Annotated in this window: 14 protein-coding genes; 6 read left to right on the forward strand and 8 right to left on the reverse strand. The window is 62.7% G+C overall.

Annotated features, from left to right (window positions below):
* Nucleotides 1-119: 119 nt before the first annotated feature.
* The 3 genes from D1Y85_RS26525 to D1Y85_RS26535 all read left to right on the forward strand — a co-directional run bounded on the left by D1Y85_RS26525 (nucleotide 120) and on the right by D1Y85_RS26535 (nucleotide 1,555).
* Nucleotides 120-458 (forward strand): hypothetical protein, encoded by a 339-nt coding sequence (locus tag D1Y85_RS26525; protein WP_124154043.1) that lies wholly within the window; start codon nucleotides 120-122, stop codon nucleotides 456-458.
* Entirely contained in the window at nucleotides 455-1,192 is a 738-nt protein-coding gene (locus D1Y85_RS26530; RefSeq protein WP_124154044.1) for a putative type VI secretion system effector, read from the forward strand. The genes D1Y85_RS26525 and D1Y85_RS26530 overlap by 4 nt, the downstream gene beginning before the upstream one ends.
* 111 nt (nucleotides 1,193-1,303) lie before the next feature.
* Nucleotides 1,304-1,555, forward strand: a complete 252-nt coding sequence (locus D1Y85_RS26535) for a PAAR domain-containing protein (protein WP_124154045.1) — start codon at nucleotides 1,304-1,306, stop codon at nucleotides 1,553-1,555.
* Nucleotides 1,556-1,607: 52 nt separating this feature from the next.
* Here D1Y85_RS26535 and trpE read toward each other — a convergent pair whose 3' ends face one another.
* From trpE to rpe, 3 genes are all read right to left on the reverse strand, one after another.
* A complete protein-coding gene (gene trpE / locus D1Y85_RS26540; protein ID WP_124154046.1) occupies nucleotides 1,608-3,101 on the reverse strand; it encodes an anthranilate synthase component I in 1,494 nt (497 codons plus the stop codon).
* Nucleotides 3,102-3,565: 464 nt separating this feature from the next.
* Nucleotides 3,566-4,273 carry a phosphoglycolate phosphatase gene (locus tag D1Y85_RS26545; RefSeq protein ID WP_124154047.1) on the reverse strand — a complete coding sequence of 236 codons (708 nt, stop codon included), beginning with the start codon at nucleotides 4,271-4,273 and terminating at the stop codon, nucleotides 3,566-3,568.
* Nucleotides 4,270-4,959 (reverse strand): ribulose-phosphate 3-epimerase, encoded by a 690-nt coding sequence (gene rpe / locus D1Y85_RS26550; protein ID WP_124154048.1) that lies wholly within the window; start codon nucleotides 4,957-4,959, stop codon nucleotides 4,270-4,272. The genes D1Y85_RS26545 and rpe overlap by 4 nt, the downstream gene beginning before the upstream one ends.
* Nucleotides 4,960-5,251: 292 nt before the next feature.
* Here rpe and apaG point away from each other — a divergent pair, with 292 nt between their 5' ends.
* On the forward strand, nucleotides 5,252-5,626 hold the full coding sequence (gene apaG, locus D1Y85_RS26555; protein ID WP_124154049.1) for a Co2+/Mg2+ efflux protein ApaG: 375 nt from the start codon (nucleotides 5,252-5,254) through the stop codon (nucleotides 5,624-5,626).
* 85 nt (nucleotides 5,627-5,711) lie between these two features.
* The gene (gene mltA, locus D1Y85_RS26560) at nucleotides 5,712-7,004 is read left to right on the forward strand and encodes a murein transglycosylase A (RefSeq protein ID WP_124154050.1); all 1,293 of its coding nucleotides are present in this window, start codon (nucleotides 5,712-5,714) and stop codon (nucleotides 7,002-7,004) included.
* Nucleotides 7,005-7,076: 72 nt separating this feature from the next.
* On the opposite strand, the gene paaK is transcribed toward mltA, so the two are convergent.
* The 5 genes from paaK to paaN all read right to left on the reverse strand — a co-directional run bounded on the left by paaK (nucleotide 7,077) and on the right by paaN (nucleotide 12,872).
* A complete protein-coding gene (gene paaK, locus D1Y85_RS26565) occupies nucleotides 7,077-8,375 on the reverse strand; it encodes a phenylacetate--CoA ligase PaaK (RefSeq protein ID WP_124154051.1) in 1,299 nt (432 codons plus the stop codon).
* Between the two features lie 61 nt (nucleotides 8,376-8,436).
* Nucleotides 8,437-8,868 carry a hydroxyphenylacetyl-CoA thioesterase PaaI gene (paaI, locus tag D1Y85_RS26570; protein ID WP_124154055.1) on the reverse strand — a complete coding sequence of 144 codons (432 nt, stop codon included), beginning with the start codon at nucleotides 8,866-8,868 and terminating at the stop codon, nucleotides 8,437-8,439.
* A gap of 43 nt (nucleotides 8,869-8,911) precedes the next feature.
* Nucleotides 8,912-9,703, reverse strand: coding sequence for a 2-(1,2-epoxy-1,2-dihydrophenyl)acetyl-CoA isomerase PaaG (paaG, locus tag D1Y85_RS26575; RefSeq protein WP_124154052.1), 792 nt, complete (start codon nucleotides 9,701-9,703; stop codon nucleotides 8,912-8,914).
* Between the two features lie 169 nt (nucleotides 9,704-9,872).
* Nucleotides 9,873-11,075: a 3-oxoadipyl-CoA thiolase gene (gene pcaF, locus D1Y85_RS26580; RefSeq protein ID WP_124154053.1), complete on the reverse strand. Its 1,203-nt coding sequence runs from the start codon at nucleotides 11,073-11,075 to the stop codon at nucleotides 9,873-9,875.
* Between the two features lie 96 nt (nucleotides 11,076-11,171).
* On the reverse strand, nucleotides 11,172-12,872 hold the full coding sequence (gene paaN / locus D1Y85_RS26585) for a phenylacetic acid degradation protein PaaN (RefSeq protein ID WP_124154054.1): 1,701 nt from the start codon (nucleotides 12,870-12,872) through the stop codon (nucleotides 11,172-11,174).
* 143 nt (nucleotides 12,873-13,015) lie between these two features.
* On the opposite strand from paaN, the gene D1Y85_RS26590 reads away from it, so the two are divergent.
* Nucleotides 13,016-13,792, forward strand: a complete 777-nt coding sequence (locus D1Y85_RS26590; RefSeq protein ID WP_124154056.1) for an enoyl-CoA hydratase — start codon at nucleotides 13,016-13,018, stop codon at nucleotides 13,790-13,792.
* Nucleotides 13,793-14,102: the final 310 nt, after the last annotated feature.

A 14,102-nucleotide genomic window follows, 5' to 3' on the forward strand; every position in this document is an offset into this window, starting at 1 on the left:
CATCGCTTGATGTCTTCTTCCATCTTCACGCTCATCGCCACGTTCCTTCAATTATGACTTGAGCAGGTTTTCACTGGGTCAATACAGTTGCTGCAAGCCTGGCAACCTTGATTGACGCGATGAGCACTGCAGCACCGCTGCTCAAAAAATTGGCAATGCGATACGGAACGGATGTCGTCATCGAAGCCGTAGAGGCAGTTACAGCGCGAGTGATTGCCTGGGCAGCGCTGCGGTCGGTCACCATGCTGATCGGTTGGGAGGCGACGGTGGGATTGCTCGTGCTTCAGGCGATGGCGGACTGGCTCACACCAAACGAACTGGAAGCCTGGTGTTCCCGATGTGCCTTTGGAACCGGGCGCGAAACTCTGTTTCGAGTTGCGGATCATGATGTTGAGCGCTATACCGACCCTTCCCAGCAGGAGAAGGATTTTGCCAATGCCATGACCAAATTTTCATGAAAAAACAGGAATCGACGAAACCGGTTGTACTGCTCAGAGGTGCTATCTCTGGGCTGGAACGATCGCGCCGTAGTCACGACTTTGTACTGACCGAGGTTCAGCAACAGCAGGTCGGAGCCACCGCAATTGCGGCTTCAGCCATGGGTATGGGCGCGACAGCCATTGGCCTGATCGGCATGGCAGGAAATACGGATGAAGAAGCCGACTGGGTCGAGTTCGAACTCAACGGTAAGCTGGTGAAGGGGTGGCTCTGGATGATGCCGATGCGCAATGGTGACAACGTTGAGGTTGTCGCAGAGCAGACGGGGGACAAGCGTTACGTGGCTTACGCGGTCAAGCGCGACGGCGATGACCTGCTTGCCGTATATCCTCATGCCACAGCAGGGCGAAAGGTGCACTACCGTAAGTCCGTGAAAATCTGGCTCTGGTGCTCCTTGCTTGTGTATCTGACGCTACCGTTGATGACGCTACTCCAGAGGGGGCTGGATTTTTTCCTTCGAACGAATTTTCCCTTTATGTTGATGCTAATACTTCCTTGCTGGATGCTGATCTCGGGCTTTTTCGCGTTTCGGACCTCTCGCAAATTCATGGGTTTTGTCAAGATTGCAGAGACGATCTTCAAGACGTTTGGCTGGTCTGACGTTGAAAACATCGATCTACGCAGGACGTCGCGAGAGCATCGCCGCGAAAACAAGCTTCCCAACTTTGGCAATCTATATTTCCGCTACAAATAGCGATACCGTGCGCCGGTAGAAATCGTCCAGATCGCATCGGCATCTTCGAAACGTGGACAAGTTCGGACTGGGCGGCGCCGGGAATTTGCGTTGCACGAGAACAGCAAGATCATGATGAATCTCATCCGTGTTGGTGACGACACTGATCACGACGGCAAAGTCATCACTGGTTCGTCAAAGATGCGCTTCGACGGCCGTTTTGTGGCACGCAAGGGTGACGAGGTGTCGTGCCCGAAACACCCGGACGTGAAACCAAACTTGATCGAGGAAGGCGACGAATCGATGACCGACAACGGTGTTCCGATTGCCCGGCACGGTCATCGTGCCACCTGTGGTTGCCACCTGATTTCGAGCTTGGCGTAGGGGCGTGTGGGTAATGCCCCCCGCTCTGGTTTGGGGGGGCATTACCCTCCGCTCAGAAGTCGCTGTCGAGGCCGTCCTGCACCTGCTCGGCGGCGCGCAGCACGGCGCGCGCCTTGTTCTCGGTCTCCAGCCATTCGGACTCGGGCACCGAATCCGCGACGATGCCCGCCGCGGCCTGCACATACAGATTGCCGTTGTGAATGAGGCCCGTGCGGATCGCGATCGCGAGGTCCATCTCACCATTGAACGAGAGATAGCCAACCGCGCCGCCGTAGAGACCGCGCTTCACGGGTTCGAGTTCGTCGATGATTTCCATCGCGCGCACCTTTGGTGCGCCTGAGAGCGTGCCGGCCGGGAACGTCGCGCGCAGCACGTCGAAGTTGTTCATGCCGGGCTTGAGCTTGCCCTCGACCGAACTGACGATGTGCTGAACGTGCGAGTACTTCTCGATGATCATCTTGTCGGTCACGGCAACCGAGCCGATCTGCGCGATGCGGCCCACATCGTTGCGTGCGAGGTCGATCAGCATGACGTGCTCGGCAATTTCTTTAGGATCGTTGAGCAGTTCGGTCGCGAGTTCGGCGTCGCGCTCGGGCGTGTTGCCGCGCGGCCGCGTGCCCGCGAGCGGACGGATCGTGACGATACGGTCCTCGCCGCGCTTTTCCTGGCGCACGAGAATCTCCGGCGATGCGCCCACAACGTGGAAATCGCCGAAGTTGTAGTAGTACATGTACGGCGACGGATTCAGCGAACGCAGTGCGCGATAGAGCGAGAGCGGATTGTCGCGATACGGCTTCGAGATGCGCTGGCCGACCTGCACCTGCATCAGTTCGCCCGCTGCGATGTATTCCTTCGCTTTGCGCACGGCGGCGAGGTAATCATCCTTCTTGAATTCGCGGAAGGTCTCGGTGCGCACGCTTGCCGACGTGACTGGCGGCTGCACCGTCGTGCGCAGTCGCTGTTTCAGCTCGCGCAGGCGTTGCTTCGCTTTCGTGTAGGCCTCGGAGGTCTGCGGATCGGCGTAGACGATCAGGTAGAGCTTGCCCGCCAGGTTGTCGATGACGGCGACTTCCTCGGTGAGCAGCAACTGGATATCGGGCAGGCCGAGGTCGTCGGTGGGGGCTGTATCTGCGAGCTTTTTCTCGATGTAGCGCACCGCGTCGTAGCCGAAGTAACCCGCGAGGCCGCCGCAGAAGCGCGGCAGACCCGGTCGCTGTGCGACCTTGAAGCGCGCCTGGAACTGCGCGATGAATTCGAGCGGATCGCCCTCGTGCGTTTCCGTCACCTGGCCGTCGCGCACGACTTCGGAGATGCCATTGCGAGCGCGGATCAGCGAGCGCGCGGGCAGGCCGATGAACGAATAGCGCCCGAAGCGCTCGCCGCCCACCACCGATTCGAGCAGGAACGAGTTCGCGCCGCCGCGTTCTGGCTGCGCGAGCTTCAGGTAGAGCGAGAGCGGCGTTTCGAGATCGGCGAGCGCTTCGGCGATCAGCGGAATGCGGTTGTAACCCTCGTTGGCGAGGGACTGGAATTCGAGTTCGGTCATGTTCCGATCCTTCCGGTTCGTGCGGCCGGTCGCCGTTCAGAAGGGCGCGGCCGGTGAGCAGTGGCGACTTTTTTTGCGTGCCTCGTTGCTATGTGCTCGCTCGTTCCCGGCGCCGAAATGCGAAGACGCCGATGTGCGGATGTTACTCGTCCGTGAAAGCGGACACGACGTTTCGGCCTTGCGCTGCCAGCATCGCCGGGTAAGACGAAGCAGCACGCACGGACAAAAAACGCCAGCGGCCCGCGAGCCAACCGGTGAGTTACCGCGACAGTTTAGAAACGAGACACGCGCGAGTGCGCAACGAAGTAAAAAACGGGGCTGAAGATGAAATGCAAATCAGCTTCAGCGAACCTCGAGAGAGGTTAGCGCGACGAGCGACGCCAGGGCCAGGCTCCCCGGTCGATGGTGCTCAGACTCCGTTTTTTATTCAGAAACATGAGGATAGGTGACGTTCAGTTGGTAACTTAGGTCAGTAGATTGTGCGCTGCGACTGCCTTGGCGGCGTCGAGCAGCGTGGCAACTATACCATCCGATTGAATTTTTTGTACAGGCTGGCCATGGTTGTAGCCGTACGGGACGGTGAGTGTCGCCATGCCTGCCGCGCGGCCCGCGATCGCGTCGTTCTCCGAATCGCCGATCGCGACCGCGGCATTCGGCGCCACGCCAAGTTGAGCGCAGGCCGTGAGCATCGGCAGCGGGTCCGGTTTCTTGCGGGGCGTGCTGTCGCCGCCGAGCACCACCTCGAAGTACCGCGCGAGCCCATACTGATCGAGCAGCTCGACCGCGAAGCGGTGCGGCTTGTTCGTCACGCACGCGAGCTTCACGCCCGCGTCGCGAAGTGCCGCGAGGCCCGCTTCGACCTCCGGATACAGTCGCGTGTGCTGGCCGTTGATCTTCGCGTACTCGTCCTGGTAGAGCGCGAGGGCTTCCTCGAAGCGCGATTGGGCGTCGTCGGCGGGAAAGCGCGGCGCGAGCACGCTGCGGATCAGATGCTCCGAGCCCTTGCCCACGTAGCCCATCACTTCCTCGCGCGTCGTTTCCTCGGCGTCGAACTGGGCGAGCATGCCGTTCAGACCCGCCGCGAAATCGTCGGCGGTGTCGACCATCGTGCCGTCCAGGTCGATCAGCGCCGCCTCGATACGCGGCGAGGCGAACGCGATCGGCGCGCTCATTTAGCGGCGCTCACCGTGGCGAGTTGGGCGCGCATCTGGTCGATCACGGCCTTGTAATCCGGCTTGCCGAAGATCGCCGAGCCGGCGACGAAGGTATCCGCACCCGCCGCCGCGATTTCCGCAATGTTGTCGACCTTCACACCGCCGTCGATCTCCAGAAGAATTTCGCGGCCGGTCCGTGCCGTGTAAGCGTCGATCTTCGCGCGCGCCTCGCGCAGCTTGTTGAGCGCCTCGGGAATGAACGACTGGCCGCCGAAGCCTGGGTTCACCGACATGAGCAGCACGACGTCGATCTTGTCCATCACGTGATCGAGGTGGTTGAGCGGCGTGGCCGGGTTGAACACGAGGCCCGATTTGCAGCCGTGGTCGCGGATCAGGGAGAGCGTGCGGTCGACGTGATCCGAGCCTTCCGGGTGGAAGGTGATGACGTTCGCGCCCGCCTTCGCGAAGTCGGGCACGATGCGGTCGACGGGGCGCACCATCAGGTGAACGTCGATCGGCACGTCGACGTGCGGGCGAATCGCCTCGCACACCAGCGGGCCAATGGTGAGATTCGGTACGTAATGGTTGTCCATCACGTCGAAGTGAATCCAGTCGGCACCCGCCGCGACGACGTTGCGGACTTCCTCGCCAAGACGCGAGAAGTCGGCGGACAGGATGCTGGGAGCGATGCGGAATTGCGACATGGTGAAATCGGATACGGGCGGAAAAGCGTTATTTTACCGTCACCTGCGTGTGAACCCCGCGCCGCCGTGCGATGCAGGTCAGGCGCATTCCTGCGCGGTGGCTGCACGTGGCCTGCCGCCGAGCGGACGTCGCCTGACGGTCCTCGCTAGCCGGGTTGCGGGTACCCGCCGCATCAAGCAGAATGCGTAACCATATGCTGCGATGCGCGTAGACGCCAGCACGGCCTTGATGCGCGGGGCTCGGCGGACTTCACGGCGCGTGCTACCTCCCGCTTTATCGACCGGAAACAGGATGAGCCAGTACCAGTTCAGCGTGACGTCGCAGGTGCGTTATCTGCCTGAAGAATCGGATCCGGAACGCCGGCAGTATGCCTTCGCCTACACGCTGACCATCCGCAACACCGGACAAGTCAGTGCGCAACTGATCGCGCGCCATTGGGTCATCACCGATAGCGAGAGCCTCGTTCAGGAAGTGAAGGGGCTTGGCGTGGTCGGGCATCAGCCGTTGCTCAAGCCCGGCGAGCAGTTCGAGTACACGAGCTGGGCGGTGATCGCGACGCCCGTCGGCACGATGCACGGCGAGTACTTCTGTGTCGCGGAGGACGGCGAGCGCTTCGAGGCGCCTGTTCCGGAGTTCGTCTTGCGCATGCCGCGCACACTGCATTGAACCGTTGCGCGCTGTCGCAGTCTGCTAGTCCTGACGCTGGTCGTGCGCGGAGCGCTTCTTCCTGCCCGATGCAGTCCACACGACGATGAAAATCAACAGGAACAGTGCGAGCAACGCTTCCAGACCAAACATGAGCATCGGATATTCGTCGAGCAGATCAGACATGGCGGCATCCATCGAGAGCATGCAGTGTAGGCGCGTTTCGGGGGATGTTATCAGTGCGCCCGATTCGCTGGGGCTGTGCACCGGGTGGCTGCGTGGTCGCGGTTGGGGCCGCGTCGGTGGATGGATTGGCGCCGTTTCGCTGGCGGGATTGCTTGCCGCATGTGGCGGCGCGAACTACGTACGCAATGCCCCACCGACCGGCGCGCCGTCCATTCCGTCGCAGATCGCGGCCCAGCGCCTCACACCGGTCGCCTGGAAACAGGTGCCGGGCTGGCAGGACGATTCGCTGATCGGTGTGACCAGCGCTCTGCGAGCAAACTGCGCGCGACTTGCCGGCGACCCGCGCTGGCAGCGCGCATGCACTGCGGCCTCGCAACTCGACGATCTCGACGCCACAAGCGCCCGCATTTTCTTCGAGACCTATTTCACCCCATATCAGTTCGCCAATAACGACGGCACGCTCGACGGCCTCGTGACCGGCTACTATGAGCCGCTGCTGCGCGGCTCGCGCACGCGCCACGGTATCTATCAGACGGCGCTTTATCGCTGGCCTGCCGGATCGCGCGCGGGCGCTGCGTTGCCGCCGCGCGCGCAACTCGAGCGCTCGGGTGTGCTGAATGGCAATGAACTCGTCTGGGTCGACGATCCGATCGAAGCGTTCTTCCTGCAGGTGCAGGGGTCCGGGCGCATTGTGATGGAAGACGGCAGCGTGATGCGAGTTGGCTACGGCGGGACCAACAATCAGCCGTACCGGTCGATCGGAAAATGGCTGCTCGATCGCGGCGAACTCACACCCGCGCAGGCGACGATGCAGGGCATCAAGGCTTGGGCGCGTGCGAATCCGACTCGCGTGGACGCACTACTCGACACGAACCCGCGCTTCGTCTTTTTCCGCGAAATGCCGGGGTCCGAGGGGACGCCGAAGGGCGGTGCAGATGGTCCGGTCGGCGCGCTTGGCGTGCCGCTTACCGCGGAGCGATCGATTGCGGTGGACCCATCGTCGATTCCACTCGGCACACCCGTCTTCTTGCAGACGACGCGGCCGCTTACGAACACGCCGCTCAATCGCCTCGTGTTCGCACAGGACACGGGTTCGGCGATCAAGGGCGGTGTGCGCGCCGACTACTTCTGGGGCCTCGGCGACGACGCCGGCGATCTCGCGGGCAAGATGAAACAGGGCGGCCGCATGTGGCTGCTGTTCCCGAATTCCTGAGTGACGGAAGTCCGGACATGAAAAAAGCCGGCGAATGCCGGCTTTTTTATTTCACGTGCTGCGTGGTAGCGCTTACTTGTTGCGCTTGTCGATTACGCGACGCGCCTTACCCACCGATCGCTCGATGCTGTTGACGTCCAGCACGTTGACGATTGCCGTCACACCGATCAGCGCCTTGATGTCGTACGCAAGCGCCTTGCGCGCTATTTCGAGCGCGTGGCCGTCGGTCGCGCTTTCGGGCGACGGTTCGAGATTGAGCGTCATCACATCCAGCGGACCTTCCTTCGTCAGGATGATCTGGTAGTGCGGTGAGAGCACGGGCTGCTTGAGCAGCAGTTCCTCGATTTGCGTCGGGAACACGTTCACGCCGCGAATGATCATCATATCGTCCGAGCGGCCCGTGATCTTCTCCATGCGACGCATGGTGCGTGCGGTGCCGGGCAACAGACGCGTGAGGTCGCGCGTGCGGTAACGGATGATCGGCAGTGCTTCCTTCGAGAGCGACGTGAACACCAGCTCACCGAATTCGCCGTCGGGCAGGACTTCGCCGGTCTCCGGGTTGATGATCTCGGGGTAGAAGTGATCTTCCCAGATCGTCGGGCCATCTTTGGTCTCGGCGCACTCTGACGCGACGCCCGGGCCCATGACTTCCGACAAGCCGTAGATGTCGACAGCCGTGATGCCCATACGCTGCTCGATGGCTGCACGCATGTCGTTCGTCCAGGGCTCGGCGCCGAAGATACCGATGCGCAGTGAGCACGTGGCCGGATCGATACCCTGACGTTCCATTTCGTCGGCGATCGAGAGCATGTAGCTCGGCGTCACCATGATGATGTCGGGGCGGAAGTCCTGGATCAGCTGAACCTGCTTTTCGGTCTGGCCGCCGCCGAACGGGATCACGGTGAGACCGGCTCGCTCGGCGCCGTAGTGCGCGCCGAGGCCGCCCGTGAAGAGGCCGTAACCGTAGCTCACGTGCACCTTGTCGCCGCGGCGGGCGCCCGACGCGCGCACCGAGCGCGCAACGAGATTGGCCCACGTGTCGATGTCGCGTGCGGTGTAGGCAACGACGGTCGGTTTGCCGGTCGTGCCCGACGACGCGTGAATGCGCGAGATCTGCTCCATCGGAACGGCGAACATCCCGAACGGATAGTTGTCACGCAGATCCTTCTTGGTCGTGAACGGGAAGCGCGCGAGATCGGATAGCGACTGCACCTGCGACGGATGCACGCCTGCCTCGTCAAACTTGCGGCGATAGACCGGTGAATTCTCGTATGCGTGATTCAGCGACCATTTCAGGCGCTCGAGCTGAAGTGCCGCGAGTTCGTCGCGGCTCGCCTTTTCGATTGCCTCGAGGGGCAGCGTGGTGGTCATCGATGTCTCCTGGATACTGGATGCCTGAATGGTTGTGCTTGAGTAATCGAGGGGTACCCGGTCACTCAGCAAGCGGAATGATGTTTCCGCGAATCTGTGCGGACTTGCCTCTGAACAGCGCGACGGTCTCGCCCGCGCGGTTCGTGACGGTAATGTCGTAGACGCCGTTGCGCCCCGAAAGGATCTGCTCGACGGCAACGGCCGTCAGCGCTTCGTCGGGCTGGACCGGACGCAGGTACTCGATCGAGCAGCCGGCCGCGACCGTGTTCACGTTGTACGAATTGCAGGCATACGCGAACGCCGTGTCGGCGAGCGTGAAAATCAGGCCGCCATGACAGATCTGGTGACCGTTCAGGAACTCGGGCCGCACGGCCATGGAAAGGCGTGCGTAGCCGGGTCGGACTTCGAGCACCTTGATGCCGAGCGCACGTGCGCAGGCATCTGCCTCGTACATCGTTTGCGCGGTTGCGCGGGCGAGTTCGTCTGGTGTCATCGTGGCGGGCTGCATGCGTTGAGTGGACTGTTGCCTGGTCATATCAGCGGCCCTCGAAGCGCGGCGCGCGCTTTTCCATGAATGCCTGGACCCCTTCCGCGTAGTCGTACGAATTGCCGAGTTCGCGCTGCAGATCGCGTTCGAGGTCGACTTGCTGGTCGAGCGTTTGCGTGGCCGAGGCGCGCATGGCGTGGCGCGTGGCGACGATGGCACGCGTGGGCTGCTTCGCGAGTTGGGCTGCGAGTGCGGCGGCGGTTTGCGCGAGGTCGGCGTCGTCGGTCACTTGCCAGACGAGGCCCCAGCTTTCCGCTTTCTCGGCCGGGAGGCGCTCACCGGTCATCGCGAGTCCGAGCGCACGCGCCATGCCGACCCGCTTGGGCAGGAACCACGTTCCACCCGAATCGGGTACGAGGCCGATCTTCACGAATGCCTGAATGAAGCTGGCCGAGCGCGCGGCGAGCACGATATCGCAGGCAAACGCGAGATTGGCGCCTGCGCCGGCCGCGGTGCCGTTGACTGCGGCGATGACGGGCATGGGCAGCGCCTGCAGGTGCTTGACCAGCGGATTGAAATGCTCTTCGATTAGCGCGCCGAGGTCGCTCATCGCGCCGGGCGTGAAGTCGAGGTCGGCAAGATCCTGACCAGCGCAGAAGGCGCGGCCGGCACCGGTCAGCACCAGTGCGCGCGCACCGGAGGCGACGATTTCGTCGAGCGCCGCCGCGAGTTCGCGGTGCATGGCGCGCGTGAAGCTGTTGAGCTTGTCCGGGCGGTTCAGCGTGATCGTTGCGACGCGCGTGGCTGCGTCGGTTTCGACTCGGATCGCATCGTAGGGCATTGATTGTCTCCTTGTGTCGATGGGGCCTGGCGCTTTAGCGCTTCGTCCCATCCCATGCACGGCGGTCGGTCCGGGTTAGCGTTTTAGTGCTTACCTGGACGCCATGCGAAGCTGTCTCCAGCGACCGCCGAGCATTACGCCCGGCGGCAAGTCTGTACGGCGCGTCAGGTCAGAGGCGCTCGATGGCGAGGGCGATACCCTGGCCTACGCCGATACACATCGTGCACAGCGCGTAACGTCCCTGGGTGCGCTCGAGCTGGTGGAGCGCCGTCGTCACGAGCCGCGCGCCCGATGCGCCCAGCGGGTGCCCCAGCGCGATTGCTCCGCCGTTCGGGTTGACGCGAGCGTCGTCGTCCTTGAGACCGAGTTGACGCAGCACCGCAAGCCCCTGCGACGCGAATGCCTCGTTCAGTTCGATCACGTCGAACTGGTCGAGGGTCATGCCGAGTTGCTTGAGCAGCTTCTGTGTTGCGGGCGCAGGGCCGATGCCCATGATGCGCGGCGCGACGCCGGCCGCGGCCATGCCGAGCACACGGGCGCGACGGCGCAGCCCGTACTGGCTGGCGGCGGCATCGCTCGCGATGAGGAGCGCGCAAGCGCCGTCGTTGACGCCCGACGCGTTGCCTGCGGTCACGGTGCCATCCGGACGCACAACGCCCTTGAGCTTTCCGAGTGCTTCGAGCGAAGTTTCGCGCGGGTGTTCGTCGAGTGTGACGCGGATCGGATCACCCTTCTTCTGGGCGATTTCCACAGCGACGATTTCCTGCGCAAGCGTGCCGTCCTTCTGCGCACGCGCCGCCTTCTGCTGGCTTCGCAGCGCGAATGCGTCCTGATCGTCGCGGTTGATGCCGAATTCGTCCGCGACGTTCTCTGCCGTTTCCGGCATCGAGTCGACGCCGTATTCGCGCTTCATCAGCGGATTCACGAAGCGCCAGCCGATGGTCGTATCGTAGACGCTGGCGTCGCGCGAGAACGCCGACGCGGCCTTGCCCATGACGAAGGGCGCGCGCGTCATGCTCTCCACGCCGCCCGCGATCATGAGGTGCGCCTCGCCGGCCTTGATTGCGCGCGCGGCGCTGCCGACCGCGTCGAGGCCCGAGCCGCACAGGCGATTAATCGTGGAGCCGGGTACGTCGGTCGGCAGGCCTGCTAGCAGCGCAGACATGCGTGCGACGTTGCGGTTGTCCTCGCCGGCCTGGTTGGCGCAGCCATAAAGGATGTCGTCAAGAGCACGCCAGTCCACGCCCGGGTTGCGCTCGATGAGCGCGCGGATCGGTACGGCGCCGAGGTCGTCCGCGCGGACGTCTTTCAGTGCGCCGCCGTAGCGGCCGAACGGGGTGCGAATCGCGTCGCAGATATAGGCTTCGGTCATGGCAAATTCCTGGGCATGAGCGCGTGATCGCACTCATGCCGTTCATGCTAGGGGGACGGGGAGTCGGGCGCCATTCGGCTAAACGGCATATGCCGTTCAGCCAACTGCTACCGGCGCCGCTTTCGGTTCAACATGAACGCGACTTTGAACCACGCGGAAGCGGTTCGCCACGAATGCGGCATCGGCCAGCGCTGCATTTGCGGCGGGGTTCGCTCCGGTGCCGTGGAAGTCGGAGAACGCCGCCGACTGGTTGACGAACACGCCGCCTGTCAGGTTGATCGAGAGTGCCACGCCGCCCGTGATCGCGGCTTCGTGGGCTGCTTCGACGATGGCGTCGTCGGTGCTGTAGACGGAGAGCGTCAATGCGCCGTGGTCACGGGCGATCGAGCCGGCGAGATCGAGCGACTGCGCCGTCGAATCGGTGGCGATAACAAACGAGATCGGACCGAACCATTCGCTCGTGAACGAGGCAGCGTCGCGAGCGGCGTCGAGTGACAACACGAGCGGCGTACGTACGCGAGCCCCGGCGAACTGGGGATGTTCGAGCGTTTGGCTGTCGGCCAGCACGGAACCCAGCTTGCGCGCTTCGTCGATGCGCGTGGTGACGCTTGCGTTCTGGATTGCACCCAGCACCTCGACGGCGCGGGCCGGATCGGACACGAACTTCTGGACGGCGCCCGCGATGGCCTGCGCGACAGTCTCGAAGCTCACGTGGCCTTCGGCCGTGCGAATACCGTCGCGCGGCACATAAATGTTCTGCGGCGCGGTACACATCTGGCCCGAGTAGAGCGAGAGCGAGAATGCAATGTTGCGTGCGACGGCCTTCAGGTCATCCACGGAGTCGATCACGATCTGGTTGACGCCAGCTTTCTCCGTGTACACCTGCGCCTGGTGCGCGTGCTGTTCGAGCCAGTTCCCGTTCGGCGTGCTGCCCGTGAAGTCGATCAGCTTGATTTCGGGGCGCTGGGCAAGCGCCTGGACCAGCGCTCCGTCGTTGGGATCGGTGGCGAGCAGCGTGACCACGTTCGGATCGAACCCAGCTTCGCGCAGCACATCGCGCGCGATGCGCACGGTGATCGCGAGCGGCAGGATTGCGCCAGGGTGTGGCTTGACGATGACAGTATTACCGGTCGCGAGATCGGCAAAGATGCCCGGGTAGCCGTTCCAGGTCGGGAACGTGCAGCAGCCGAGCACGAGTCCGGTTCCACGCGGCACGACCATGAAGCGCTTGTGCATGGCGAGCGGCGGGTTCTTGCCCTGCGGCTTTTCCCAATGCGCGTCTGCCGGGATGCGGCGCAACTGGTCCCATGCGTAGGTGACAGCTTCGAGCGCACGGTCCTGGGCGTGCGGGCCACCGGCCTGGAACGCCATCATGAACGCCTGGCCAGTGGTGTGCATCACGCTGTAGGCGATTTCGAAGCTCGCGCGGTTCAGGCGCTCGAGAATTTCGAGGCTGACGCCAACCCACGCCTGCGGGCCCGCCGCGTGCCAGGCGCGTTGCGCCTTGGTCGCCGCGGCAATCAGTTGGTCCGGCGTCGACTTGGGATAGCGGACGTCGAGCGCAATGCCGAACGGCGACGCTTCGCTACCGACGGTTTCGCCGGTAGTCGGCTGATCGAGTTCGAACGTGCGGTTCAGGTGCGCCTTGAACGCTGCTTCACCGTCTGCACTTGCCGTTTCCCCGTACACTTTTGGGCTGGGCATTTCGGAAAACGGGCTCCAGTAGCCACGGGTCTCGATGGCGGCAACCGCCTTTTGCAGCACGGCTTCGTGCTTGGCGAACAACGGATTTGTCATGGCGCAACGTAGATGCAACGAAGAGAATTGGATGGAACCCGTACCGATTAATTAACCGACCGGTTGGTTGGCTAATGTTAGCATTAGTCAAAGTTTGGTGTGAAAATTTTTTTAGGGACTTTTCTTACAGAGGCGGAGGGCATATGGGATACGAAAATATTCTAGTTGAGACACGCGGCAAGGTCGGTTTGATCACGCTCAATCGGCCGAAGGCGCTGAATGCGCTCAACGACGCGCTTATGGACGAGCTGGGCGCGGCACTGAAGGTGTTCGACGCCGATGAGGGAATCGGCGCAATCGTTATCACGGGTAGTGAGAAGGCGTTCGCGGCTGGTGCGGATATCGGCATGATGGCGACCTACACCTTCATGGATGTCTATAAGGGTGAGTACATCACCCGCAACTGGGAGACGATTCGTTCGATTCGCAAGCCGATTATCGCTGCAGTCGCGGGCTTCGCGCTGGGTGGTGGTTGTGAACTCGCGATGATGTGCGACATGATTTTCGCAGCCGACACGGCGAAGTTCGGTCAGCCGGAAATCAAGCTTGGCGTGATTCCGGGCGCAGGTGGGACGCAGCGTTTGCCGCGTGCTGTATCGAAGGCGAAGGCGATGGATCTGTGTCTGACAGCGCGCATGATGGACTCGGCCGAGGCCGAGCGCGCCGGTCTCGTGTCACGAGTGATCCCGGCCGCCGATCTGCTGAATGAGGCCATCGCCGCGGCTGCGACCATTTCCGAGTATTCGCTTCCGGCTGTGATGATGGCTAAGGAGTCGGTGAATCGCGCGTACGAGACGACGCTTGCAGAGGGGGTGCATTTCGAGCGCCGCATGTTCCATTCGCTGTTTGCGACGGAGGACCAGAAGGAAGGGATGGCGGCGTTCGTCGAGAAGCGCAAGCCGGCGTTCAAGAACAAATAAGCCTGCGGGTGGTACCACCACCAGGAGATGTCGACAGAAAATTTTTCTCTGCGCCCCCTTGCGCGGTGGCGCTCGGGGGCGGTAAGATTCGCCCCCTTCGCAGTTCGGCCGTGGTGGTTCAGGCGTGCTGGCAGCGGGGTCCGCCGCGGAAACCGGCGGACGCGGGAGTCGACGGGGTGGCAGCGGTAGCGCTAAAAAAACTGTTGACGAAGCGAAAAAGATTCTTCATAATCTCGTTTCTCTGCTGCTGACGCAGCGACGCAGGAAACGCCGGGTAGTGAGTGGTTGGGCGGCGGCACCTGCGATGCGA

The organism is Paraburkholderia dinghuensis (genome assembly GCF_003837865.1).
In the GTDB taxonomy this organism is placed as follows: Bacteria; Pseudomonadota; Gammaproteobacteria; order Burkholderiales; family Burkholderiaceae; genus Paraburkholderia; species Paraburkholderia dinghuensis.

Excerpts from the sequence above, each read along its gene's own strand:
- paaN (WP_124154054.1), bottom strand. The coding sequence starts at position 12,872 with ATGACAAATCCGTTGTTCGCCAAGCACGAAGCCGTGCTGCAAAAGGCG.
- D1Y85_RS26525 (WP_124154043.1), top strand. The coding sequence starts at position 120 with ATGAGCACTGCAGCACCGCTGCTCAAAAAATTGGCAATGCGATACGGA.
- D1Y85_RS26590 (WP_124154056.1), top strand. The coding sequence starts at position 13,016 with ATGGGATACGAAAATATTCTAGTTGAGACACGCGGCAAGGTCGGTTTG.
- paaK (WP_124154051.1), bottom strand. The coding sequence starts at position 8,375 with ATGACCACCACGCTGCCCCTCGAGGCAATCGAAAAGGCGAGCCGCGAC.
- paaI (WP_124154055.1), bottom strand. The coding sequence starts at position 8,868 with ATGACACCAGACGAACTCGCCCGCGCAACCGCGCAAACGATGTACGAG.
- mltA (WP_124154050.1), top strand. The coding sequence starts at position 5,712 with ATGAAAATCAACAGGAACAGTGCGAGCAACGCTTCCAGACCAAACATG.
- trpE (WP_124154046.1), bottom strand. The coding sequence starts at position 3,101 with ATGACCGAACTCGAATTCCAGTCCCTCGCCAACGAGGGTTACAACCGC.
- pcaF (WP_124154053.1), bottom strand. The coding sequence starts at position 11,075 with ATGACCGAAGCCTATATCTGCGACGCGATTCGCACCCCGTTCGGCCGC.
- paaG (WP_124154052.1), bottom strand. The coding sequence starts at position 9,703 with ATGCCCTACGATGCGATCCGAGTCGAAACCGACGCAGCCACGCGCGTC.
- D1Y85_RS26535 (WP_124154045.1), top strand. The coding sequence starts at position 1,304 with ATGATGAATCTCATCCGTGTTGGTGACGACACTGATCACGACGGCAAA.
- apaG (WP_124154049.1), top strand. The coding sequence starts at position 5,252 with ATGAGCCAGTACCAGTTCAGCGTGACGTCGCAGGTGCGTTATCTGCCT.
- rpe (WP_124154048.1), bottom strand. The coding sequence starts at position 4,959 with ATGTCGCAATTCCGCATCGCTCCCAGCATCCTGTCCGCCGACTTCTCG.
- D1Y85_RS26530 (WP_124154044.1), top strand. The coding sequence starts at position 455 with ATGAAAAAACAGGAATCGACGAAACCGGTTGTACTGCTCAGAGGTGCT.
- D1Y85_RS26545 (WP_124154047.1), bottom strand. The coding sequence starts at position 4,273 with ATGAGCGCGCCGATCGCGTTCGCCTCGCCGCGTATCGAGGCGGCGCTG.